Raw genomic sequence first — 24,320 nt, 5'->3', positions numbered from 1 at the left:
AATTGTACAAGAAAGCCCTCCCTTGAATATTCACCACACTCTCTTATCAAAACATCCCATGCATAAAGTTTTTATGCCTTACAACACACCTCAAACGATGATGTCTTTACAGCACAACAGAATAAGCATTCATGCGGATTTTAAAAAATTAGCCCCTTCTTCGCTGTGGACGCTTCATTTATTATGATCTGCATTTAATATACCTGCTATAAAGACTTGCTATCTATTATAAATTCTTAAAGGCATATTTTTCCTCTAAAATCTCAATGCCACACCAACTCCACCATAAGAAAATACATTGATTTATAAAGTGTGTTCAGTGTTTTGTATGTTAAATGAGAATCCAGAATAGCGTAAGATTCTTTCATTTCAGATCCGCTCCATGTTGAAGCGACCAAAATCATATCTCTTGCAAGTTACAAGCGGAAAGAGCCCCTGTGGATAAAAAACTATTAAGAAAGGATTAAAAATGCCTCTAATGAACCGTCTCAAGTGCCAAGGGCTGTAGCAACACCCACGAGCTAGCAAATATGCGCCGGCTTACTCCTTTATGAAGCGTAAAGATAGTGGTGCTCAATGAATTTACCATTATACCATTCACGGACACCACCGTGAAATGGGATTGGCTGCCTTAAGAGATGTTTCTATAAGACAATGCTATCCTGTTTTCTCATGATCATAATCCTCAATCTAACAAAGATGAAACAAACAATAGGATTGCAAATATGATTTTGGAAGCTCATCTGAAAGATGAAAAATGATAAAAAATTCCGCTATAAAAATTAAAGAAGCAACTATTCGTTGAAACGTAACTTCTTTATTTTAGAATTTTTATATAACACTTTAGTGTTGAGATGCATAACCGTTAAAACGCATGACCACGATCTGTAGAATTAAGTTTTGGCGAGAAAAACATTTCAGTATCTGCTTGTAAAACATTTTGACAATTTTTAGATTCCTTAACAGCTTGTCCTGAAAGAAAACACTTCTTTCCCCATTCTTCCCTTAATTTTGCATCTTTCTTAAAATCCTCTACGCTATAAGTTTTTTCACACCCCACAGCGAATAATAGAGCCATGCATAATAAAATAATTTTTTTCATTTTACCCCTCTTTAAATACCTTATCTGTTAATATCATCCCCCAAATGAGTTCTAAATTTTCATACTGTACGAGAAGACAGCCTTACTATCACTTGCTTGCTTTCAAAGTGAACATTCTGAGTAAAATAATGCAAGAAGAACTCACGACAGCCATCGTATGAGTTTGTCATAAAATATAATGAGAAGAAAAAAGCCCAAACTGAGTAAAAATGACGAAATTAGAAGGCGCACTAATGTTTTTGTCCAACTGATTTCAATAGTGACATTGCGATAAGAACCGCGCCCCTCGCCCTATAGAAAGCCTATGAGCATTATAATACTTAAGTATCACGATCAATAGACTACAAAGCCATTACAAAAAAGTATGAGCTCTTTTTACCTATTTGTATGTTGGTTATTGTTTCCCCCATCGAATGCTTAAATAAAAACGTCTTGTGATATATAGAAAACAATCAACAATGCAAATCATTTTTACGAAGATTTTTTCGTGTGGAGTCTGTTTGAAATCCATCTTTTAGAAGTCTGAATTTAGAAGCAGATAATTATGAAAGCTTTTCAAGGAATGAAACAGATTGATCACTTTTAAAGAAGTAAAAAAACGTGATCCAATCCTGAAGACAAAATTCTGATGAAAAAAACTTTTGCTATGAATTCTTTTAAGGCACTGTAAAATATTCTATCCGTTATATCAAATGTTACGCCATTTTAGGATCTATTCATTTTTCACTTTTATCAACTCTGCTCTAGAAATCCATTTCTTGAGCGTTTTTTATCGTCTCATTTTCTCCTTCAAACACAAATACTCAAAAACGTTTTGCCACCAACAATGAAATTTTCCTGCTTTTATAAAACACATAAGTAAAAATAGAAGAGCGATTTTGAGAGCCCCCCCTTGAAAAGGGAAGTATTATCCATTTACTTCACAAACGGAAATAATCTCACGGTTTATTCAAATTTGCCCTATGGTCTTTTGCCCTATGCTCTGGTGCAATTTTATTGATAAAGTTGCTTTTATACAAATTTAAGTAAATATGTTCGTTAAAGCCAATCACGGATTTTCAAAGGGGTTGTAAGATCCATTATCTCGCCGCCATTTTAAAGGTTCAGTGAAATCACTTGACCAAAGACCGATCTTGTTGTTGCGTGCTTTTTCTTCCGCATGATAGTACTGAGTTGGAATAGGATCTTTTCCCTCTTTTGAGAGGACCAACATACCTTCTGTAAGACCTGCCTCAGCTAAATCAACCCCTTGAACAAAACATTGCGCATAATAAACACCATTGTGCATCACAGCCTGTTTACAGGATAAATCCTGCCCAAGTGTTTTGGTGACAAGCCAAGCCGTTGTAACCGCACCACAGGGCCATTCTTGATCATTTAATCGTGCTTTTTGGCGTGGTGCGCACGTGTCTACACCATAAAGATGAATATCACGGGTGATATATGAGCGCCAAGATTGTGCAGCAGGCGTCAGTAATTTAAATGTAACCCCACTTGTAACAGAGGCCTTACCATGAAAAACAACAGCATTATTTGCAACATCGTTTGATGAAACACTCTTCTGCAAATCGAGAGCTGGTTCATTTTTTTCTAATTGCTGTTTGGTGATAGATTTAACCAACTTTTCTTCTTCTCGATTTTTTTCTTTTCGATAAAAATTGAGAATATCTTGTATATCTTGCATCTCAAATGTTTTAAGAATACTGAAATCTATTTTATCTTTATACTGGCTTAATCCCCACACTATGGAACCCATAATGTAAATAATAACAATCAATTTAAATAGCATTTCTTAACACGCTCGCTCAAAAAATTCATTGTTTTTCTATCCTTTCACATTATTTATCACTAATCCCCTTGTTTTTAAAGAAAAAAATCCAAATATCTGTGTTGCATATTAACTACATTTTGTAAAGAATAATATTCCTTCTTGCATTATTTTAATATTATTGTCTTTACCAATACATACAACTTAAAATTGCCATTTTCATGTAACACAATCTCAGTTTGAAAAGACTTCTGTCTCTTTACGAAAAAGAGTTTGAGAGTGAACAGATCCACTATCAAGGCTTTTAAAACAAATAAACGAGAAGAATTTATGTCATCAAATGACAGCATTTTTCAGTTTTTAGAGGCAATGGAATGTCGACATATGAACAAATATTATTTGTTAAAGAGAGGTAAAATGACAGATAATAGATCCCAGAACATCATTTTTATCGTTATCATGACCATGCTGCTTTTTACAGCATTGCTTGTATCAGATCCTTCTTATGCTGCTCCTGTTTCTAATGGGAGTGGTTTCGGGAATCTTGATGGTGTTTTAGGCAACATTGTCACAATGATGACGGGTCCAACGGCAAAGCTTATTGCAATTATATGTGTTGCTGCTGTGGGTATTGGCTGGATGTACGGCTTTATCGATTTACGCAAAGCAGCTTACTGTGTTCTTGGTATTGCTATTGTTTTTGGTGCCCCTACTCTTGTCGGTAAATTAGCGAGCACAGCATAAATGAACGAAGACACTCTTTTCCTTGCCTGTACACGACCGTCCATGTTTGCCGGTGTCACAATGGAAGCAATGGCGCTCAATGTCATGGCGACATCCGTTCTGTTTATTTTGACGAGCGGTTTTACCGTGATTGGTTTTGGTATTGGGATGCACTTTATTTTGCGTGAAGTGACAAAGCATGATCACAACCAATTTCGCGTATTATTTGCTTGGCTCAATACCCGAGGAAAACAAAAAAACCTCAACCGATGGGGAGGAGGTTCTACCTCCCCCTTGCGCCTTATCCGCACTTATAAGGAACTAAGCTGAAGGAGCCAAACCGGTGAAACAGATGTCAATAATGAAACGGGAAACTTTGCCTGAAGAATATATTCCCTATATACGCTATATCAACCAACATGTCGTTGCTTTAAATTCACGCTGTTTAATGGTTGTGATGGCTGTTGAAGGCGTAAATTTTGACACTGCGGATATTGATCAATTAAATTCTTTACACAACCAATTAAATACCCTTTTAAAAAATATTGCAGATGAACGAGTTGCTTTATATTCTCACATCATCCGCCGCCGTGAAACGATCTACCCAGAAGGTCATTTTCTTTCATCTTTTGCAACAACATTAGATGAAAAATATAAAAAGAAAATGGTTTCGCAAGAACTGTATAGAAATGATCTGTTTATTTCACTGCTTTGGAATCCCGCAGTAGATAAAACAGAACAACTGGTTTCATTTTTTCAGCGCTTGAGTAAAGCGAAGAAAACACAATCTGAACCCGATGAGGAAGCTATTCGTAAACTCGAAGAGTTAAGTCAAGACCTTATGCAAGGTTTAGAAGAGTATGAAGTCCGTCTGCTATCAATCTATGAACATGAAGGTATTTTATTTTCTGAACAAAGTGAATTTCTCCACCAGCTGGTGGGGGGAAGACGTGAGCGTATTCCTCTCACATTTGGAACTATTGCTTCAACGATTTACTCGGATCGTGTTATTTTTGGGAAAGAAATTATCGAAATTCGCCATGAAAGCAATGAACGCTTTGCTGGCATGTTTGGATGGAAAGAATACCCTTCTAAAACACGCCCTGGTATGACTGATGGTTTGCTTACGGTACCATTTGAATTCATTTTAACACAATCCTTTGTCTTTAAAAGTAAGGCGGCCGCCGGTGCGATTATGAGCCGCAAGCAAAATCAAATGATCAATGCAGCTGACCGTGCTAGTTCACAAATTGATGCACTCGATGAAGCGCTAGATGATTTAGAATCAAACCGTTTTGTTTTGGGCGAGCATCACATTTCTTTAGCTGTTTTTGCTGATCATCCCAAAATATTGACTGAAAACTTATCAAAAGCACGAGCCCATTTAACCAATGGGGGAGCCGTAATTGCCAGAGAAGATTTAGGATTGGAAGCAGCATGGTGGGCACAGCTTCCTGGAAACTTTAGCTATCGTGCGCGTTCAGGTGCCATTACCAGTAGAAACTTTGCCGCTTTATCGCCCTTCCATTCTTTCCCTGTTGGCAAACTAAACGATAATGTTTGGGGAGCTGCTGTCGCATTGCTAAAAACACAGGCAGGTTCACCTTACTATTTTAATTTTCATTATGGCGATCTTGGAAATACGTTTGTTTGTGGTCCATCGGGATCTGGTAAAACAGTGATTGTTAATTTTCTTCTTGCACAATTACAAAAACACAATCCAACAATGGTATTTTTTGACAAAGATCAAGGAGCAGAGATTTTTGTACGAGCTGGAGGAGGGAAATATAAACCTCTAAAAAATGGGCAGCCCACAGGGATTTCTCCCTTAAAGGGCATGGAATACACTGAAAAAAATAAAATCTTTCTTCGTAATTGGATCTTAAAGCTGGTAAGCGCTGAAGGGCAAATCGTAACAGAAGAAGAGCGACAAGATATCGCCAAAGCCATCGATTCTTTAGAAAACTTACCCCCAACACAACGTTCTCTTGGTGCACTTCAACTGTTTTTTGACAACACATCAAAAGAAGGTATCGCCATACGACTACAACGCTGGATTAGGGGCAATGATTTAGGGTGGGTTTTTGATAATGATCAAGATGATCTCAATTTAAACGCACAGTTCATTGGATATGACATGACCGATTTCTTAGACAATGAAGAAATTCGGCGCCCCTTAATGATGTATCTCTTTCACCGCATTCTTGATTTGATTGATGGGCGGCGCATCATTATTGTCGTTGATGAATTCTGGAAAGCTTTGGAAGATGATTCATTCAAAGCTTTTGCGCAAGATCGGCTAAAAACAATCCGTAAACAAAATGGCATGATGCTCTTTGCAACACAAAGCCCTAAAGATGCTTTGAACTCAACAATCGCGCACACAATTATTGAGCAATGCCCCACCCAAATATTTTTTCCAAATCAAAAAGCAAATTACAATGATTATGTCGAAGCTTTCAAACTTACTGAGCGTGAATTTGAACTGATACAGTCAGAATTAAGCAGAGAATCTCGCCGTTTTCTCGTCAAACAAGGACAAAGTTCCGTCGTTGCAGAACTTAACTTACGTGGAATGAATGATGAGATCGCCGTTTTAAGCGGCACAACAAAAAACATTGAACTCATGAATGAAATTATCAACGAATATGGAGCAGACCCTGACAAATGGCTGCCCATATTTTATCAAAGGAGAAAAAATCAATGAAAAAATATGGCTTAGTTACACTGTTATCTTTTTCTTTTATTTCTCATGCAATATCACAAACGACACCCGATGCGGATGAATATTATAAACAAGCACTCGAGAATACACAAAAATTAGATGCTGCAAAATCAGAAACAGCTGAAAGCGTATATAAAACTGCAACTGAAACTGCAAAAAAAATTAAAGCAATAAGTCATCAACTTGAACAACTTAAGTCACAAACAGATACAACAGCAACAGAAGCTGTAAAAAAACCTAGCCTTGAAGAATTGCAGAAGCTTCAAGCTCTTCAACAAGAGCTTCAAGTAAAACTTTCTCTTCTTCAAGCCGATCTTCAAGTAGCTTCTTTAAAACTTCAGTCTCTTGATATGATTCAAGCAAGAGATACGAAAACAAAAGACGAAATGCGTGAAGAGAAGGAACAACAAAAGCATAAATACCTCGAGGCACAATTAAAAGAAAAAGAAAAACAATTAAAAGAAAAACTTGAAAGTACGAATACAAATGTCAGACTTTAGTTTTTCTCCATTTGAAAGCATTTCTGGGTATATTTTAAACCCCCTCGATAATGTGATGGACACAACGGTGAGAGGGTTATCTTCTGCTATTTCAGCGCCCTTAAATCTCGCCGCAATCATTTTTATCTTTCTTTATGGCTATAATGTTATGACAGGTCGCGTTGCGCTTTCTATGCATAGTCTTCTCAATAATGTTGTTAAAATCGTTGTTGTGACAACAATGGCAACGAATGCGGATACATTTAATACTTATGTCAAGGATATTTTCTTCAATGATTTATCCAACGCTATTGGGAATGCGCTTAACAGCAATCCTGCAAGCTCCAATGTTTTTGATTATATTTTGTTAAAGGCAAATGCTCGCTATCAAGAAGTTTTATACAATGCTTGGTTTTTTGAAAAGATCGTTGTGGGACTTCTTGGTTCTATCATGCTTTTAGCCGTTATTCTTTTTTGTATAGGTGGTTTTATTGTACAAATGTTTGCACAAGTTGCTCTCGTAATGATTATAGGTCTTGGTCCTCTATTCATTAGTTTGTATTTGTTCAATGCAACGCGAAAATACACCGATGCATGGATTACAACTTTGATCAATTTTACCATTTTACAGGTTCTCGTGATCATGCTTGGAACAATTATATGTCAAGTTATCCTACAGGTTCTCAAAGTTTCATATGAATCAATCTATGTTCTTTTCCCCCCTGTCCTCGTCATTTCGATCATAGGGGTTATTATCTTCCGTGCGCTTCCTGGTATTGCAACAGCGCTGGCCTCTGGCGGACCATACTTTAACACTGGTGTCTCTTCAGGAGGACAGGTTTTCACAATGCTTGCCAATGGTGCAAGAACGAGTGCGAATACAGTAAAAAATGCCGCTTTACAAATCTCAGGTGCTGCCGGTAACGCTTCTAAAGGTGCGGCAGGCGCGGCAGCAAAAGCAGGAAGATCTGGAGGTGGTCGTGGTCGGTTTTAAGATAAAGCACCTCTTTAAAAGAATAAGCACTTTTGTTTTAGCCTTGCGTGCGCCCTTTGGCGCACGCGCCATGGTCCTGTTCCAGATAAGACCTAACATCTTGGGTCTTACAACAAAACCAATCAAAGTCTTGCATCACATAGACTTGTAAAAGTGTCCAAAATAAAGGCTCTCATGCATTGTATTCCAAGATATTTGTGAGTTCAAAAAATGAAACGAAAAATAACTTTTGTTATGGTCCTAACAATCGCTCTTACTGGTTGCGCCTCTTTGAGTGGTCCCAAAAAACCACCACGCTGTAATGGCAAACATACACGTGCTTTAAATAAAGATAAGTGGAATTGGGACAATCAAAACGTTGTCCACCCAGAAAAGAGCGTAAGGACTGTTACCTCTCCTATCATTCTCAATACTTTGGAAAGTGAAAAAGCAACAGCCAATTCAGCTTTATTAAAGCCGGTTATTCATGAAGCACGATCTGATAAAACTGTGGAGGTTACGCGTGAAAAGTGATGCCCTTGAAGAATATATAAAAGAAGCGCGCTCATTTGACATTGATCGCATGCATAGCATGCGCGTGCGAATGAAAATTTCCATGGCTTTAACAGTGCTTTTTGGATTGATGACGATTGCGCTGGCTTTAGCTGTCGCAGCTTTGACGCCTTTGAAAACGGTAGAGCCTTTTGTTATCCGCGTTGATAACTCAACAGGCATTATTGATACTGTAAGCGCCCTCAAAGAATCCCCTAACGACTATGATGAAGCGATAACGCGTTATTTTGCCAGCCAATATGTTCGTGCCCGTGAAGGTTTTCAAGCATCCGAAGCAGAAAACAATTTTCGCTTAGTTTCTCTTTTATCTTCTCCAAAAGAACAAAACCGTTTTGCAAAATGGTACGCGGGCAATAATCCAGAAAGTCCGCAAAATATTTATCATAACATGATTGCTACCGTCACAATCAAATCAATCTCTTTTATAAGCAAAGATCTTATTCAGGTTCGTTACTATAAAACGGTCAGAGACTTTAATGAAAAAGAAAATATTTCCCATTGGATTTCAATCTTAAATTTTTCCTACGTGAACGCACACATTTCAACGTCTGATCGTCTCATCAACCCTCTTGGTTTTCAAGTATCGGAATATAGATCTGATCCAGAGGTGATAAAATGATCAGACTTTTACAAACAATCTTTTTAATTTTTACGATCACTCTCAGCTTTCACACAGCCTTCTCACTTGCAGAAACAGCGCCTGTCAGTGCACGTAAAGATAACCGCATCAGATTTGTCAATTATGACCCCTACAATGTTGTACAAATCATTGGCTCCATTCGCTCTTCAGTTCAGCTGGAATTTGCCGATGATGAAGAAGTAACCTATGTAGGAATTGGAAATTCCGTTGCTTGGCAAGTTGCACCGGCTGGTCACTTTGTTTTTCTCAAACCGCGCGAAATCCAACCTGTGACCAATTTACAAATTGTCACAAGCCGCCAAGATGGAATCCAACGATCTTATCAATTCGAACTACAAATCCGTGAAGGCGATGTTTCAGCCGGCAATGAGACGTATTTCTTGGTAAAGTTTCGTTATCCAGAAGATGAAGCCTTGCGTAAGAAATTAGCCGAAGCAGAAAAAGCAAAACAACGTGAAGAAAACTTTGTCAATGATATTTTAAATATCCATGAAGATTTTGGACCACGCAATTGGGCTTATGAAGCCCAAGGCTCATCCCTCATTGAACCTGCATCTGTCTATGATAATGGAAAAACAACAACCTTTACCTTTTTAGGCAACATTGAAATCCCTGCCATTTACATTGTATCGCCTGATGGGCAAGAAGCGCTTATTCCCAAATCAATTAAAGGCAACAAGGTTATTGTTCATGCAACAGCTGCACAATTCACGCTACGACGTGGGAATGAAGTATTGTGCATCTTTAATAAAAGGTTCGTACCAGAAGGAATTAACCCTGAAACAGGTACGACATCACCATCTGTACAACGTAAAGTGAACCTAGGAAGCAGCCATGAATAACACCGTGGATGAAAAAAGCATCAATGATCGTGATACAATAAAAAATGCTCAAGGAAAAAGTCAACAGAACAATGTAGGGAAAGCTATTGCTCTTATTATTCTTTTCAGTGTCTGTCTTTATTTAGCCTATTCAACACTTGTTACAGAAAAAAAACAACCAATTGAATCTTCAAAAGAAGGAAAAGTTATAAAACAAACAGAGCTTTTTCGCCCTGCAAAGCCTACCCCTTCCCCCCTTGAACAGCCTCAACGAAATAACGCTCTATTGCCAAAAGTCGAGCTACCAACACCAAACATCAATCAATTAAATTCTGATGACTCACTTCTGGAAGCAGCACAACGTTCTCCTGTATTAGCTTATGCAAATACACAACAAGGCAAAATAGATTCACAAACAAATAATGGTATTTTGCCTCACCAACTTGAAAGTAAACCTGATGAAACGACACAACGTTTTAATCATCTTCTCAAACCCACAGTGCTTGAAGGTATTCGAGCTTCAACCCTTGGCAATCGAAACTACATCATCGCGATGGGAACTTCTATCCCTTGTATTTTAGAAACAGCCATCAACAGTGATCAACAGGGTTTTGCCAGTTGTATCATCTCCAGAGATATCTTATCAGACAATGGTCGTGTTGTCCTTCTCGATAAAGGTACCCAAATTGTTGGTGAATATCGCGCCGGATTGAAAAAAGGCCAAACACGTCTCTTTGTCCTATGGAATAGAGCAAAAACCCCTAATGGTATCATTATATCCTTAGCTTCACCTGCAACAGACAGTTTAGGGCGTTCTGGTATAGATGGAGATATTGATAACCATTGGTTAGAGAGGATTGGATCTGCGCTTCTTGTCTCCCTGATAAAAGATGCGACAAACTATGCCAATAAACGTTTAGCAAAAAAACAAGAAAAAGAAGAAACTGAAACACTCTCTTCAGGACAAAACATCGCAAACATTCTCGTCGAAAATTACGCCAATATTCCTCCAACATTATCCAAAAACCAAGGGGAAATGGTAAATATCTTTGTTGCCCGCGATTTGGATTTTTCCAGCGTCTATAAATTGAAAGTCATCGAAAATAAAAAACAGATTACCAATCGAGCTGTTTCAAGAAACTTTTACAAAAATTCTGTGATACCTTTAAAATGAACTCAAACTTACATACCATGAGCGATGAAACCATCGCGATTGTTCTCACAAAACTTGAACCCATCCGTGCTTTTTTGAAAGATGAAAGTCTTTTTGAAATTGTTATCAATCGTCCCTACCAAGTAATGACGGAAGGTATTGATGGATGGAAAACTATAGAAGCACCGGCTCTCTCTTTTAATGAGCTTATGGGAATTGCAAAAGTTGTCGCGTCCTATTCCAAGCAAAACATATCAGACAAGAATCCAATATTATCGGCTACTCTGCCAGGTAATGAGCGCATTCAAGTTGTTATTCCGCCGGCTGTCGAAAAAAACACGATTAGTATGACAATTCGCAAACCATCATCGCAGAGTTTTTCTCTCGAAGAGCTCGCGAATAAAGGTCTGTTTTCGCTCTGTGAACAGATATCTTTCACGCCATTGAATGATTATCTTTCTCGTTTTAACGAACTCAAAATCATCGAGCATAACTTAGCTCATGCCTACTGCAATAAAGACTTTGTCTCCTTTTTAAATCAAGCTGTAAAATGTCAGAAAAATATTTTAATTGCAGGAAAAACTGGTTCGGGTAAAACAACATTATCAAAAGCGTTAATCGCCAAAATTCCTCAAGAAGAGCGTATTATTACCATTGAAGATACACAAGAATTGGTGATACCGCACCCTAATCATGTCTCGATGTTCTATTCAAAAGATGGACAAGGCTTAGCCTCTGTTGGACCCAAAGAGTTGCTTGAATCATCTTTACGGATGCGTCCTGATCGTATTCTTTTGCAAGAACTTCGAGATGGTACAGCCTTTTATTATATCCGCAATGTCAATTCAGGTCATCCAGGTTCCATTACAACGGTTCATGCTTCAACAGCCCTTGCTGCCTTTGAGCAAATGACCCTTTTGGTCAAAGAAAGTGACGGAGGAGGTGATTTAGAGCGTGATGATATTCGAGGACTGTTGATTTCAATGATTGATATCATCATCCAATGCAAACGGGTTGAAGGAAAGTTTAAGGTCACAGAAATTTATTATGATCCCTTCAAACAACGAAACATCTTTGGAGGAGACTAAAAGAAGATCACATCGGCTGCTAAAGGCTCTTTTAAAGCAACGATTGCACATAAAAGGAAAAATGCATGAAAACCAAAGCAACAGAAAACAGCGAAAACCTTTTACCTATAACAGTAGAAGAATTAAAACAACGCCGTGAAGCGGTTGAAGCAGCCATCAGCACCCATGCAATAGAGGGAATAGCGCTACATTCCAAAACGCTAAAAATTTTAGAAGAATATGCAAGGGGGAATATTTCACTCGAGGAATTTAATACTCTCATGGACAACGTAACATTATAAGGAAGCTACGATGCCGAAAGCAAAAGAAAAAACAAAAAATATACAGACAGTTTCTCCTCATCATTATGTCTACCCGAACACCACAACACTCAAAAATAAATATGGAATAAAAAACTTTAAATCCTTTCTGGAGAAATGCTCGCATGATACAGCAAAAGCGATGGTTAATCTGCGTGAAGCCCCCCTACCAGAAAAATTTGATACCTCCTATCTATGCTCTATTCATTATCAGTTATTTAAAAATACCTTTGAATGGGCTGGTCATCTTCGCCATCTTCCCTTTACATTTGAAGATGGTACCACAGCCGCTATGCCCGAAATGAAAAGAACAGGATGGGAAAATCCTTTTGCACTCGGTGATAAAATCCCTGAAGGTTTACAAAAATTAGATCAAACACTTGCCGAAAAAGATAATTTGCAAGGCTTAACGCGTGAGACATTTAACTCTGAAGCAATAAGTTTATTTAACTTCCTTAACCAACTCCATCCTTTTAGAGAAGGCAACGGACGTACACAACGGGTCTTTTTTGAAAAGCTCGCTCAAGCAGCAGGCCATCAGCTTGATTTTTCACTTGTTACAAAAGAACGCATGATGCTCGCCAGTGTTGCTGTAGCAGAAAATGGTGATCTAGAACCAATGCAACATCTATTTGAGGATATCTCTAATCCCAATAAAATACTTCTTTTAAAGGAATTCATGAACAACATGAAAGAACTTGGGCGCAATGTTAATGATCGTCCTGTTATGGTTGCAAAAGAAGGTGAAACCTACACAGGAATGTATAGAGGTGCTGGTTATGATAGCTTTGCATTCAATGTGAAAGGGGCTTATATCATCGGCAATAAAGAGCATCTCACACCAGAACAACTCAAAACATTAAAACCCGGTGACAAATTTACCTTTACAGTTCCAAAAACAAAAGAGCTTGAAAGCATTCTCATTCCAGAAGAAAGATTAGCTCCTTTGACAGAAAATAAAAAAGCCGAAATGGTTGCAGAAGATTCTTGCGTCCACGCAAGCTTAAAACAGGTCCAGAAATTGGCAAAAATTGTTTATGGTAAAGAAAAAACATTAGATAAACAGATGCTAGAGATCATCAAAAATCCAAGCTTAGGCCAACAGCTCGCCAACCAGATTGAAAGAGCACCGCACTCTGTTTCTCATCTTGCAGGTTTCAGTTTATGTGGACTACAAAATCAAGCACGTGCAAACGCTAAAAATCATCTTGAGATGCTCTGTACTACCGTTGCAAATTTCGCCCATGCTGTAAAACATGCGGAGAAGGAAATTACTCAAGAACATGCAACAGAACAAAGTCGTCGTGCAAAAATAGTAAAAATGCCAAGCAAAAGCTTACAAGAGCTCTTCACCTTGTCAAAAGAATTACAGCAAGAAGCTTTAGCAAAAAATCCTTTACTTCAAAAAGAGCTTACCGACTTTGTAAAAAACGTCAATAGCCGTCTCTCACTAACTGAACATAAAGCTGTCAAAAATAATGAGTATGAAACACTGGCTCAAAGCATTGGTGTATCAGAAAATAAAGCCAAACAAATTACACAAACCGTTAAGCAAGCCAAAGAGCTACATCAGCAAACACAAGTATGCACAATGCATCGTTCCAAAGCATTTGCTATGGCTTGCTAAGAATGGATAAAAGCTTCCTACTTTATAAGAAGGGCTCATAAACAAGAACTGTTTGGCGTCATCTGCGCTTTTTCAAAAAAGAGAGAGTTTAATATCACACACCTGAAAAAAGAGCTTTTCGCAGCATAGTCTGATAGAATTGAAAGTAAATACAATGAAATATACCAAGACACAAATGGTACTCATTTTAACACCAATCGCTTTAGGTGCTTTAACGATATTCCTTGTTCCTCATTTTTTGTTGTTTATAACAAATGGACTAAAGAGCAATCAAATTTATTGGACTCTTCGTTCAGAACCTTTACTAGTCCTAGCACTAACAGCTGCTGTGTCATTGTTTTATAGTCTCTCGCAAAAGCTGCACTTACGTAAAGGAATTACTTTCGTTTCCCTTATCTTTTTTGGAACCACAGCTCTTTATTATATTGGTGGAGAAATAAAACGTTTAGGTCCCTATGTTGGACAACAAGGAATAACGTGGAATTATGCGCTTCAATTCATGGACCCCATGGTTGTCTTTGGCATCATCATTGGTGGTTTTTTTTCCATTATTCAATTCATAACAACCTCTCCACCTAAAAATAAGGTCAAGCGTGCAAAAAAAGGTGTGTTTGGTGAATCCGCATGGATGAATTTAAAAGAGGCAGCGAAAATTTTTCCTGCCAATGGGCAAATTGTTGTGGGGGAAAGATACCGTGTTGATCAAGATAATGTGTGCAAAATTCCCTTTTCACCTGGCAATAAAACAACATGGGGAAAGGGGGGAACAGCCCCTTTGCTAACCTTTAATCTTGATTTTGGTTCAACTCATATGATCTTTTTTGCTGGTTCTGGTGGCTATAAAACCACAAGTACAGTAGTTCCCACGTGTTTAACCTATCCAGGGTCAATTATTTGTCTTGATCCTTCAACAGAAGTTGCCCCAATGGTCAAATTTGCGCGTCAAAAGATGGGGAATAGAAATGTCATTGTTCTCGATCCCAATTCATTTTTAACAAAAAATTTCAATGTCATCGATTGGCTTTTAGACGACAGCGTACCACGCACACAACGCGAAGCAAATATTGTAAGCTTTTCTAAATTGCTTCTTACAGATAAAAAATCAGACAATTCTTCAGCGGAATATTTCTCGACACAAGCTCATAACCTTTTAACAGCCCTTCTTGCTCATGTTATATTTTCTGATGAATATAAAGACAGTGAGCGCAATTTAAAAACATTGCGTGGAATTCTCTCTCAATCAGAAACAGCTGTTGTCAATCAACTACGTATGATTCAAGAAACAACACCTTCTCCTTTTATTCGCGAAATGGTTGGTATTTTTACAGAAATGGCAGAGCAAACCTTTTCAGGAGTCTATACAACCGCATCAAAAGACACTCAATGGCTTTCTTTGTCCAATTACGCAGATCTTGTCTGCGGAGATGATTTTTTTTCCTCAGATATTACAAATGGCAATACAGATGTTTTTCTCAATCTCCCCGCAAGCATTTTAAACAGTTATCCAGCTATTGGACGCGTGATTATTGGCGCCTTTCTCAATGCCATGGTTACAGCAGACGGTAACTATAAAAAGCGTGTTTTATTTGTCTTAGATGAAGTTGATCTTCTAGGCTATATGAATATTTTAGAAGAAGCGCGCGATCGTGGACGTAAATACGGTACATCCTTAATGCTTTTTTATCAATCCTCTGGTCAGTTGGTCAATCACTTTGGAGAAGCTGGAGCACGTTCATGGTTTGAAAGCTGCTCCTTTGTCAGCTATGCTGCTATTAAAGACTTCCAAACTGCCAAAGACATTTCAGAACGCTGTGGCCAAATGACTGTTGAAGTAACCGGAACAAGCAAATCAAGAGGCTTATCTTTAGGAAAGAGTTCATACAACGTCAATTACCAACAAAGAGCTCTGATTTTACCCCATGAAGTTATTCAAGAAATGCGTCAAGATGAACAAATTATTCTTATGCAAGGACAACCTCCTTTGCGATGTGGTCGCGCTATCTATTTCAGAAGAAAAGAAATGTTAGCCGCAGCTGCAAAAAATCGCTTTGCCCCACAAAAGAAAAACTAACCTCCTCTTATGAGATCTTGACTATGAAAAGAACAAAAACAATATACATTTCTGTTTTTTTAAAAGCCCGTTAACAAAAAGTTTTTACCCGCTTCCACACACACATAGGAAAAACATGATAAAAAATCCGTGCTTTTTCCTTTTTGTATTTTGTGTATCGTTTTACCAGCATCTATCGTCTTTATAAAAAACACCAATCCTCTCAAATCACCTATAACTAAACCAACATCTCCACTGAGAAAAGTCTGCAAATACATTCCTACAAAGCTTTTTGTGTATAATTTATCCCCTACAAAAAAAACAAAATTTGATCTTTGAAATAAGAACTCTCAAGACACCTACACTCAAGAACATCGATTTTTTCCAAAAAATATTTTAGATATGCATCAAAATGAATAAATCGTTCTTATACAAACTTTTCCCCCTTTACGATATCATAAAGTGTTCTATTTTAACGATAAAGCGCTGAAAAAAGCTTTTCTTCCCAACCAAAGAAAGGGGCTCCTCTTTTATGGATCTTAAAGCAGCGCAATACGATAAGAGCAACAATACAAAATAAAAAACAATTTGTTTCAAACACACATAAACAAGATGTTCATATGGAGCAATAAGAAAAACATAATGGAGAAAAATTCTTGATGACTGCTTTTGCCCATAGATTCACTAATCTGAGTACTGTGTATGAAAAGTACCAACTCCATCCGCAAACAAAAAGCGATTTCACCCGCCATATCCACGATCTTCATCAAAGCGCTCTTGCAAACAACTTTATTAAAAGAAAAAAACTAACAATTTTAAGCAACATTTTTCTTTTTGACCCCTTCCTTACACCTCAAAGAATGAAGGTTTTTCCAGTGTCAATTTGTAGACAATCCATTTTCTGACCGCTCATGGGATTCATATCAGCGCCCTCAATACCAGTATTTTACAGCACAACAGGATAATAAACAAAAAGAAACATCAAAAAATCTTTCCAAAAATAAATGAAAAAAGAAAATATACATGAAAACAATCACAACAGAACATTTGGCATTTCTCACACCAAAAACCTTTCAAAAGTATCACAAAACGATCGATACAACCATCCATACACTTGAGGGAAAAGCACTCCCTCTCATAACACCAAAAATCTCAAAAGAATACGCGAAGGGGAATTTTTCATATGCAGCGTTTAAGACGCTTATCAACCACCACCCTACTTAGGAGAGATTATATGTTAGAGCAAAATTATTTATATAAAGGTACCTTAACACTCAAAAATAAATATGGCATAAAAGATCCCAAAAAACTGTATGAACGCTGTGCCCATGATACCGCCAGAGAAGCCGTCAATTTTCGCCATGAACCACTTCCACAAAAATTTGATTCCACTTATTTAAAATTAATTCACTGGAGCCTCTTCCACAAAACTTTTGAATGGGCTGGAAAAACCCGCGATGTATCTTTTACATTTGAAGACGGAACCTCTGCCCATATGCCGGCGATGCGTCCCAAAGGTTATGAAGTTCCTTTTGCTGTCGGACCGCAGATTCAAAAAAAACTAAAACAACTCGAAAAAACACTTAATGAGAAGAACAATTTAAAAGGTTTATCGCGCCAAGAATTTGCTGAAAATGCCGCTGAAGTTTTTATGGTGCTCGAGCACGCACATCCTTTCCGAAAAGGGAATGGGCGCGTAAATCGAATGTTTATGGAAAAACTTGGACAAGCAGCAGGACATACCATTGACTTTTCTTTCATCACAAAAAGACGCATGACAGCAGCTTGTATTGAAGCCATGCAATATGGCAATCCCCAACCGATGAAGGATCTTTTTGAAGATATCACGCATCCGCAAAAATCCCTTGTTTTAAAAGAATTCATCTCCCAAATGAGAAATGCTGGACTGGATGAAATTAACAATCGTATTGTTGTTGCCGCAAAAGAAGGGATCCCCTATGAAGGCATCTTTAGAGGTTTTTCAGCAGAAGGTTTTGTCATGGAAGTAGACGGTGCTTTCGTCGTCGGCCACAAAGATGATCTCCCCCCAGAACTCGTCAAAACATTACTCAACGGTGCCCACCTCTGCTTTCAAAAAAACAACGTTCAAAGCTTACAAAAAACACTGATCCCAAAAGAGACATTAGCACCTCTCACACATGAAGAGTTATTCACAAGGATTTCAAATGACCCTTATGTTGAAGCATGCCGAAAAGAAATCGAAAATTTATCAAAGACTGTTTATGGTAAAGCCCACGCATTAAAGACAAAAACGGATATCTTAACGGCAGATCCAAGCTTTGGAAATCAGTTTGCCAATGAAATTTTACAAAACCCTCAATCAATTTCTAAACTTGCAGGAAGAAAAATACTTGACATGAAAAGTCCAAATCGCAGACAGGCAGAACAAACTGCTCCACAACTCAGCCAAGCCCTTAAAAATTATGCCACAATAACAGAACAAACAAAAGAAGAAATTTTAGAGCAACATCAAAGAGAACAAAAACGCCTAAGCCACACTGTCGAAACACCTGGAAAAAATTTACAAAATCTGTTCGCCTTACCAGGAGAACAACAAAGAGAAGCTTTATTGAATTCTCGTTCACTGCGACAAGAACTCCATCACTTTTCGCGCCAACTACATAATCGTCTATCCTCAGAAGATCGTAAAGCCATACAAGAAAAAGATTATACCAGACTAGCTTGCCTACTTGGGACATCAGAAAGCAGAGCAAAAGAAATTGCGAATACTGTAAGGAACACCAAAGAAGCACAGTGTCAAGCTCCCACCTTAAAAGTTAATCGCTCTTCATCACTTGCTCTTACCGGCTAAAAACGCGTGAACTTTTTTCTTCCAACTAACTCTTGGCGCAAATCATTTTATCTCCATTGCGCCCATCAGTTGTTTTAGAATGTTACAAAAAATAGTCCTAAAAATGAATCCTGTAATTTACTATAACTTATTGATAAAATTTCATAAAAAAGCTGTATAAAAGACATAAATGTCCACTATATATAAATATGAATAGCGCGAAATCTTTGGAGGTCATTCAATTTGATATCTGCCTTGTGTCTTACAGTTATCAAAAAGTAGGGAATGCGCCAACGCCAAAGAGGTTTTCTAAAAATATTGAAAGGAAACAGCCATGAAAAAAAGTCACCCAACCGCTTCTACCAATGTAGATGAACTAAGACGACAATTTGAACAACAAAATCTAGGAGCTTCTAATGTAGAAGACCTCTACGCAAAGGTTAATAAACCACCCAAAGAACAGCGCAACCCACAACAATATACACTTCAACAACCACCAACAACGGTCTATGCTCCCAAAAAGCCACTAGAACAACAAAACCTAGGAACTTCTAATGTAGAAGACCTCTACGCAAAGGTTAACAAACCACCCAAAGAACAGCGCAACCCACAACAATATACACTGCAACAACCACCAACAACGATCTATGCTCCCCAAAAGACACTAGGAAATCCCTATGACAGACTTGGTGGAGAACCAAGTGATGGGCGACGCGCCGACAAACTCGTAGATCCCTATGCAATAACGGATCTGGAGGCGAAAGGTTGGCAAACGTCCCCTTACGAGACAATTGGTGAAGGTGTACAGGGTAGGCATTTTTCCTATGAACCAGAACATCTCTATGCAGAGCTTGAATTTGGTGAACGTGGTGGTCTCTCTCCCCAAAAATCACTCGAATCTGTCTATGCAACGGTTGGCATGGGGGCTGAAGGTGGACAAGAGTCCCAACAACGAGAAAATCCTATCTACCAAGGCGTTGGCAGAGGAACAACAACACCTCCCAGAACCCCGAAAGATGAGATTACAACAAAGCTTTTACAAAACACAAGCTTTCAATATGGTGTAAGAGAAACCCAAGAGTGGTGCAAAGTTGTTTACGGTAACGAACATGCTTTGAATGGACACTTAGCTAAGATTCTTGACGATCCCAAAAATGCAGAAAAAGTCTTACGGGACCTTGCAGAAAATCCCGAAAGCGCTGGTAAGCTTGCTGGTAGGAAAGCACTTGGCATAAAAAGTCACGCACGCAAAGAAGCTGAAGAGGGTTTTTCTCCCCTTTGCTCAGCTCTTGAGAGACATATCCATACTACACAAAAGCTCTATAAACAGTTTACACGGGAGCAGGAAAGAGAAAGAGGTCAAAGACACGAAAGTCCAGAAAGAGACTCAGAGCACAGACATCACCACCACCATCATCGCCATCATCACGCAAAAGGAAGAGAACACGCTAATCCGGAGCACAATTCACAACAACGAAAACATGCAACCGAAAAAGGAATGGCTTATGCCGTGTAAGGCATAAACGTAAAAACACATAAACTTTTGTTTTTCATGTAATCTAATCTCTTGGCGTAAATCGTTTTATTGCGGTTGCGCCAAGAATTGTTTTATCTTGTGACAAAAAATGGTCCTAACAATTGATTCAGTAATTGACTATAACTTATTGATAAAATTTCACAAAAAAACTGTATAAAAGACACAAAGTCCCACTACGATGATGGTAAATAGCGTCGTTCTTTGGAGACCACTCAATTTTGATATCTTCTTATAAAAACCATAAAAGTATAAAGGGCGAGAGTGTGCACCAAAGAGGTTTTCTAAAACAATTCTTGAAAGGAAACATGCATGAAAAAAGATCACCTTCACCCTTTTCCATCCCCTTCAATACAAGAAATTATAGCGCTCTATGAAAAAGCGGCGGCAGAGGTTACAAGCCCAGAAAGCCTCTATAAAGAAGCTCCTTCACAAAGCAAAAGACTGTCATCCATACCGGAAAAAGATGAAGAAAGACAATCTCTTTTAAAAGAAGAAACTGTACATGCATCAACAAATCCAACAACGCTTCTAACAAGAGGCAACTCTACCAAAAGGCAGCAAAAACCTGAAACGACACACTCAACAGTTACTTCACAAGTTTCTCAAAAAAGGGCAACAAGAATTCTCTCAGAGGAAGAAATCATTCAATTGCTTCCACACCATTCATTGGTTCAAACATATCGAGAGGAAATCCAACGTTTATCCGCAAGTGCATATGGCGATTCAAATATTTTGCAAGAAAAAATGCAGGAAATTCAAAAAAATCCTGCTGCAGGAAAGGAGCTCTCATGGCGCATGGCAGCCCATCCTGAAAGTATTGCTAAACTTTCAGGCACCAGCACGTTGGGCTTCAAAAATCGAACGCGCAAACAAGCGGAAGAAGATTTTTCCGCCCTTTGCGTCACCGTTGATTGTTATACAAAAGCTGTAAAACAGGCAAGAGAGAGCCTATTGCAATCTCCAGAGCAAGAACTCAAAAACTATGAACGTTTAATGGGAAAGGCAGCAGTCACTGAACTTCTGCAAAAACCAGATCAACGTGAAAAAGAAACTCTTTCAGAGGCAGAAATTTCTACCAAAATTCAACAACATTCAACAGTCAAAAGGCACTATGCCCAGATCAAATATTGGTGCGAAGTTGTTTTTGGTAACGCAAACATTTTGCAATCACAAGTGGAAACACTTTTTCAAAGCCCTGAAACAATAGAACCACTTGCACAGCAACTTGTCGGAAATCCTCAATCTTTTCACAAGTACGCTGGTGTCAGTCTTTTTGGCTTTAAAAATCAAGCACGCAGACATGCTGAAGCTGGTCTTTCTCACTTAATTGACGCCACTGACAATTATGCAACGGCTGTAACACAAGTAAGAGAGAGCATTTTGCAAACCGAACAGGCAAAACAAAAGCGCCATGAACCATCTTCTGAACAGGCGCAAGATTTGCATCAACAACAACGCTTATCACAATCTGTTGAACGCACTGAGCATTCAACAGTAACTCATGAAAAAGCAACAACCTCTACTCAACAAAGAGAAACAGATATTCGTCCTCGCAAAACTGCGATACCAAAAGCGATGGCTTTTGCCAGCTAAACAGACATAAGTTTTCACATTGAATTCAACATCTTGGCGCAACACATGGCAAAGGTCATTTGCGCCAAGAGAACCGATTCTTGTGAAACCATTCAGTTTCATATCCTCTCTCATAAAAGCAAGTGAAAAAGCATAAAACAGAATAAAAACCAACGTATATTTTTAAATAGTATTTAAAAACAATATTGGAAGAGTTTGAAAGGAACATGTATGAAAAAAAGAAATCCTTCCCCTTTTATCACCGAAATGATGGAAAAATTTCAACAACAGACTGAACAATCCCCCACCAGAACCCCCCCTCCCCAAGTTTCTCAAAGTTTGCCAAAACCAACTGTACAAAAACGCCCAGAAAATTTATCACACCACCCGAAGGTTGCTCCACCGCCCCCCCCACGCATGAAAACCCCAGTGCAAACCAGCACAATACCTCCTAGCACCAAAAAACAAGAGACGCCTCCCCCACAAAAAAAAGTGGCTCCGCCAAAACCTCCGCGTGCAAAAGAGAGACAACAACATAAACCAACAGCTCAAGAGTTCCCCTCCCTACAGACAAAAGTGGCTCCGCCAAAACCTCCGCGTACAAAAGAGAGACAACAACATAAACCAACAGCTCAAGAGTTTCCCTCCCTACAGACAAAAGTGGCTCCGCCCCCTCCTCCACGCATGAGAGAAAAAACACAAACTGGCACAACAATCCCCAACTCAAAAGTCCCCAACTCAAAAGTCCCCAGTTCAAAAATCCAAGAAAACTCCTCTCCGCATACACAAGCAGCGCCACAAAGACCTCCGCGTGCAAAAGAGAGACAACAACATAAACCAACAGCTCAAGAGTTCCCATCCCTACAGACAAAAGTGGCTCCGCCCCCTCCTCCACGCATGAGAGAAAAAACACAAACCGGCACAACAGTCCCCAGTTCAAAAATCCCCAGTTCAAAAATCCAAGAAAACTCCTCTCCGCACACAAAAGCAGCACCACAAAGACCTCCACGCGAAAAAGATAGGCAACAAAACAAACCAACAGTTCAAGAGCTCCCCTCCCTACAGACAAAAGTGGCTCCGCCCCTTCCCCCACGCATGAGAGACAGAGTACAGAACGATGCAAAAATCCAGAATTCTGAAACACTCTACCCAAGTGTTAGACCCAAAACACCAACACATATGAAAGTCAGGCAACAAAGTAGTTCATCATCACAAGATAGTGGAACATATGCAGTACCTCCTTCACGAAAACCACACCGTATGGAAAACAGAAAACAAAGCGATGCTGTCATCCCAAAACCTGCCTCTCCACACACAGCAATTGAACAGCCAAAACCGTCTCACGGACAAAAAAAATCTATTAATACAATGGAAAGAGAGCTATTGCTCGTAGCATATCAAGAAGAAATACAATTTTTGTGCGAAAAAGTTTATGGCAACAAGCTTATTTTAGAAGAAAGAATAGAAGCAATCAAAGAAAACCCTGATATGGGAGAACAGCTCTTATGGGATATTACAGAACGGCCTAAGTCTATTTCTAAGCTTGCTGGTAGAAAAGTTCTTGGCATAAAAAATCATGCGCGCAGAAAAGCTGAAGAAAATCTTCCTACCCTACGTACTGCCATTAACGATTATGTGTATACTTCAAAATATACAAAAAATGAAAAGATTTCACAAGCTTCTCACACGGAACAACCACACCAGCGACAAGCACAAGAGGAAGAGCTAATAAATCAACATTTACAAAATCCACTCAATTCAGAAAAGAAAATAGAGCCTCTCTCAAATCAGGAAATTGCCCGCAGAGTTCAACAAGATCCATCGGTTCGATATGGTCAAAGAGAGATCGAACATTGGTGCCAAATTGTTTATAATGATCCATTTATTTTGCAATATAGAATAGAAGATATGCAAAAAATTCCAGATATAGGAGAAGAGCTTGTATTTCAAATTGAAAACCCTTCTAGATCTTTTGCTCCGCTTGCTGGTAGGCAAATCCTTGGCATAAAAAATGGAGCACGCAAAGCCGCTGAAGAAAATCTTTCTACCCTGTGTACCGTCATTAAGGATTATGCTGAAACTGTAAAACAGTTAAGAGAAACCATTGTACAAAACCATCAGGAAGAACAACAAAAACGTCATCAACCGCTTAACGATCCCGATAAAAAATTGCAAAAGCAGCAAAACTTATCGCAGCCCCCGAAGTTACCTGAACGCTCAACAGCAAAGCAGCATCAAGAGGTTGCAGAAACTTCTAGACAAGAAGACCAACCGCATGTTCGACCGCGCAGAGCCGAAACATCAAAAGCAATAGCTTTGTCGTGATAAATCTTCTAATTGTTGGCTTTTCATACAAAACTTTGGTGCAATTACCTTGC

The 24,320-nt window shown here is 38.7% G+C and carries 20 protein-coding genes; 18 read left to right on the top strand and 2 right to left on the bottom strand.

All coding sequences use genetic code 11. The features are described from left to right. Positions 1 to 865: 865 nt before the first annotated feature. Positions 866 to 1,102, bottom strand: coding sequence for an EexN family lipoprotein (locus tag ACFIJ8_RS07825; protein WP_273788307.1), 237 nt, complete (start codon positions 1,100 to 1,102; stop codon positions 866 to 868). 1,048 nt (positions 1,103 to 2,150) lie between these two features. Then, on the bottom strand, positions 2,151 to 2,891 hold the full coding sequence (locus tag ACFIJ8_RS07820) for a hypothetical protein (protein ID WP_273788308.1): 741 nt from the start codon (positions 2,889 to 2,891) through the stop codon (positions 2,151 to 2,153). 396 nt (positions 2,892 to 3,287) lie between these two features. On the opposite strand from ACFIJ8_RS07820, the gene ACFIJ8_RS07815 reads away from it, so the two are divergent. The 18 genes from ACFIJ8_RS07815 to ACFIJ8_RS07730 all read left to right on the top strand — a co-directional run bounded on the left by ACFIJ8_RS07815 (position 3,288) and on the right by ACFIJ8_RS07730 (position 24,267). Continuing rightward, entirely contained in the window at positions 3,288 to 3,614 is a 327-nt protein-coding gene (locus ACFIJ8_RS07815; RefSeq protein WP_375629619.1) for a TrbC/VirB2 family protein, read from the top strand. Beyond that, entirely contained in the window at positions 3,615 to 3,923 is a 309-nt protein-coding gene (locus ACFIJ8_RS07810) for a type IV secretion system protein VirB3 (RefSeq protein WP_273788309.1), read from the top strand. Between the two features lie 22 nt (positions 3,924 to 3,945). After that, positions 3,946 to 6,300: a VirB4 family type IV secretion/conjugal transfer ATPase gene (locus tag ACFIJ8_RS07805; protein ID WP_273788310.1), complete on the top strand. Its 2,355-nt coding sequence runs from the start codon at positions 3,946 to 3,948 to the stop codon at positions 6,298 to 6,300. Then, positions 6,297 to 6,818 (top strand): type IV secretion system protein VirB5, encoded by a 522-nt coding sequence (locus ACFIJ8_RS07800; protein WP_273788311.1) that lies wholly within the window; start codon positions 6,297 to 6,299, stop codon positions 6,816 to 6,818. The genes ACFIJ8_RS07805 and ACFIJ8_RS07800 overlap by 4 nt, the downstream gene beginning before the upstream one ends. Beyond that, on the top strand, positions 6,805 to 7,791 hold the full coding sequence (locus tag ACFIJ8_RS07795; RefSeq protein WP_375639332.1) for a type IV secretion system protein: 987 nt from the start codon (positions 6,805 to 6,807) through the stop codon (positions 7,789 to 7,791). Before ACFIJ8_RS07800 ends, ACFIJ8_RS07795 begins: the two co-directional genes overlap by 14 nt. A 210-nt stretch (positions 7,792 to 8,001) precedes the next feature. Continuing rightward, positions 8,002 to 8,304, top strand: a complete 303-nt coding sequence (locus ACFIJ8_RS07790) for a type IV secretion system protein VirB7 (RefSeq protein ID WP_375639324.1) — start codon at positions 8,002 to 8,004, stop codon at positions 8,302 to 8,304. Continuing rightward, on the top strand, positions 8,258 to 8,962 hold the full coding sequence (locus tag ACFIJ8_RS07785) for a virB8 family protein (protein WP_273788313.1): 705 nt from the start codon (positions 8,258 to 8,260) through the stop codon (positions 8,960 to 8,962). The genes ACFIJ8_RS07790 and ACFIJ8_RS07785 overlap by 47 nt, the downstream gene beginning before the upstream one ends. Beyond that, complete coding sequence (gene virB9, locus ACFIJ8_RS07780) at positions 8,959 to 9,825, top strand: P-type conjugative transfer protein VirB9 (protein WP_273788314.1); 867 nt, start codon at positions 8,959 to 8,961, stop codon at positions 9,823 to 9,825. The genes ACFIJ8_RS07785 and virB9 overlap by 4 nt, the downstream gene beginning before the upstream one ends. Continuing rightward, positions 9,818 to 10,978: a type IV secretion system protein VirB10 gene (virB10, locus tag ACFIJ8_RS07775; RefSeq protein WP_273788315.1), complete on the top strand. Its 1,161-nt coding sequence runs from the start codon at positions 9,818 to 9,820 to the stop codon at positions 10,976 to 10,978. The genes virB9 and virB10 overlap by 8 nt, the downstream gene beginning before the upstream one ends. Next, the gene (gene virB11, locus ACFIJ8_RS07770) at positions 10,975 to 12,045 is read left to right on the top strand and encodes a P-type DNA transfer ATPase VirB11 (RefSeq protein WP_015856713.1); all 1,071 of its coding nucleotides are present in this window, start codon (positions 10,975 to 10,977) and stop codon (positions 12,043 to 12,045) included. The genes virB10 and virB11 overlap by 4 nt, the downstream gene beginning before the upstream one ends. A 65-nt stretch (positions 12,046 to 12,110) precedes the next feature. Continuing rightward, entirely contained in the window at positions 12,111 to 12,326 is a 216-nt protein-coding gene (locus ACFIJ8_RS07765) for an antitoxin VbhA family protein (RefSeq protein WP_273788316.1), read from the top strand. 10 nt (positions 12,327 to 12,336) lie between these two features. Next, positions 12,337 to 13,971 (top strand): BID domain-containing T4SS effector, encoded by a 1,635-nt coding sequence (locus ACFIJ8_RS07760; protein ID WP_375639323.1) that lies wholly within the window; start codon positions 12,337 to 12,339, stop codon positions 13,969 to 13,971. 154 nt (positions 13,972 to 14,125) lie between these two features. Beyond that, positions 14,126 to 16,042, top strand: coding sequence for a Ti-type conjugative transfer system protein TraG (traG, locus tag ACFIJ8_RS07755; protein ID WP_375629606.1), 1,917 nt, complete (start codon positions 14,126 to 14,128; stop codon positions 16,040 to 16,042). 1,002 nt (positions 16,043 to 17,044) lie between these two features. Beyond that, on the top strand, positions 17,045 to 17,245 hold the full coding sequence (locus ACFIJ8_RS07750; protein WP_375627376.1) for a hypothetical protein: 201 nt from the start codon (positions 17,045 to 17,047) through the stop codon (positions 17,243 to 17,245). A gap of 10 nt (positions 17,246 to 17,255) precedes the next feature. After that, a complete protein-coding gene (locus ACFIJ8_RS07745) occupies positions 17,256 to 18,854 on the top strand; it encodes a BID domain-containing T4SS effector (RefSeq protein WP_375629600.1) in 1,599 nt (532 codons plus the stop codon). A gap of 313 nt (positions 18,855 to 19,167) precedes the next feature. Further along, positions 19,168 to 20,349: a BID domain-containing T4SS effector gene (locus ACFIJ8_RS07740; RefSeq protein ID WP_375639322.1), complete on the top strand. Its 1,182-nt coding sequence runs from the start codon at positions 19,168 to 19,170 to the stop codon at positions 20,347 to 20,349. Positions 20,350 to 20,679: 330 nt separating this feature from the next. Next, a complete protein-coding gene (locus ACFIJ8_RS07735; protein WP_375639321.1) occupies positions 20,680 to 21,963 on the top strand; it encodes a BID domain-containing T4SS effector in 1,284 nt (427 codons plus the stop codon). Positions 21,964 to 22,173: 210 nt separating this feature from the next. Then, complete coding sequence (locus ACFIJ8_RS07730; protein ID WP_375639320.1) at positions 22,174 to 24,267, top strand: BID domain-containing T4SS effector; 2,094 nt, start codon at positions 22,174 to 22,176, stop codon at positions 24,265 to 24,267. Positions 24,268 to 24,320 lie beyond the last annotated feature (53 nt).

This window comes from Bartonella sp. MF74HXZ, from assembly GCF_042194445.1.
Classification (GTDB): Bacteria; Pseudomonadota; Alphaproteobacteria; order Rhizobiales; family Rhizobiaceae; genus Bartonella; species Bartonella grahamii.
Note: the sequence above shows the minus strand (reverse complement) of the source record. Positions and strands in the feature narration are given on the sequence as shown.

Bases quoted from the DNA above. Each gene is read 5' to 3' on its own strand.
- ACFIJ8_RS07825 (WP_273788307.1), bottom strand. From the start codon at position 1,102: ATGAAAAAAATTATTTTATTATGCATGGCTCTATTATTCGCTGTGGGG.
- ACFIJ8_RS07820 (WP_273788308.1), bottom strand. From the start codon at position 2,891: ATGCTATTTAAATTGATTGTTATTATTTACATTATGGGTTCCATAGTG.
- ACFIJ8_RS07815 (WP_375629619.1), top strand. From the start codon at position 3,288: ATGACAGATAATAGATCCCAGAACATCATTTTTATCGTTATCATGACC.
- ACFIJ8_RS07810 (WP_273788309.1), top strand. From the start codon at position 3,615: ATGAACGAAGACACTCTTTTCCTTGCCTGTACACGACCGTCCATGTTT.
- ACFIJ8_RS07805 (WP_273788310.1), top strand. From the start codon at position 3,946: ATGTCAATAATGAAACGGGAAACTTTGCCTGAAGAATATATTCCCTAT.
- ACFIJ8_RS07800 (WP_273788311.1), top strand. From the start codon at position 6,297: ATGAAAAAATATGGCTTAGTTACACTGTTATCTTTTTCTTTTATTTCT.
- ACFIJ8_RS07795 (WP_375639332.1), top strand. From the start codon at position 6,805: ATGTCAGACTTTAGTTTTTCTCCATTTGAAAGCATTTCTGGGTATATT.
- ACFIJ8_RS07790 (WP_375639324.1), top strand. From the start codon at position 8,002: ATGAAACGAAAAATAACTTTTGTTATGGTCCTAACAATCGCTCTTACT.
- ACFIJ8_RS07785 (WP_273788313.1), top strand. From the start codon at position 8,258: ATGAAGCACGATCTGATAAAACTGTGGAGGTTACGCGTGAAAAGTGAT.
- virB9 (WP_273788314.1), top strand. From the start codon at position 8,959: ATGATCAGACTTTTACAAACAATCTTTTTAATTTTTACGATCACTCTC.
- virB10 (WP_273788315.1), top strand. From the start codon at position 9,818: ATGAATAACACCGTGGATGAAAAAAGCATCAATGATCGTGATACAATA.
- virB11 (WP_015856713.1), top strand. From the start codon at position 10,975: ATGAACTCAAACTTACATACCATGAGCGATGAAACCATCGCGATTGTT.
- ACFIJ8_RS07765 (WP_273788316.1), top strand. From the start codon at position 12,111: ATGAAAACCAAAGCAACAGAAAACAGCGAAAACCTTTTACCTATAACA.
- ACFIJ8_RS07760 (WP_375639323.1), top strand. From the start codon at position 12,337: ATGCCGAAAGCAAAAGAAAAAACAAAAAATATACAGACAGTTTCTCCT.
- traG (WP_375629606.1), top strand. From the start codon at position 14,126: ATGAAATATACCAAGACACAAATGGTACTCATTTTAACACCAATCGCT.
- ACFIJ8_RS07750 (WP_375627376.1), top strand. From the start codon at position 17,045: ATGAAAACAATCACAACAGAACATTTGGCATTTCTCACACCAAAAACC.
- ACFIJ8_RS07745 (WP_375629600.1), top strand. From the start codon at position 17,256: ATGTTAGAGCAAAATTATTTATATAAAGGTACCTTAACACTCAAAAAT.
- ACFIJ8_RS07740 (WP_375639322.1), top strand. From the start codon at position 19,168: ATGAAAAAAAGTCACCCAACCGCTTCTACCAATGTAGATGAACTAAGA.
- ACFIJ8_RS07735 (WP_375639321.1), top strand. From the start codon at position 20,680: ATGAAAAAAGATCACCTTCACCCTTTTCCATCCCCTTCAATACAAGAA.
- ACFIJ8_RS07730 (WP_375639320.1), top strand. From the start codon at position 22,174: ATGAAAAAAAGAAATCCTTCCCCTTTTATCACCGAAATGATGGAAAAA.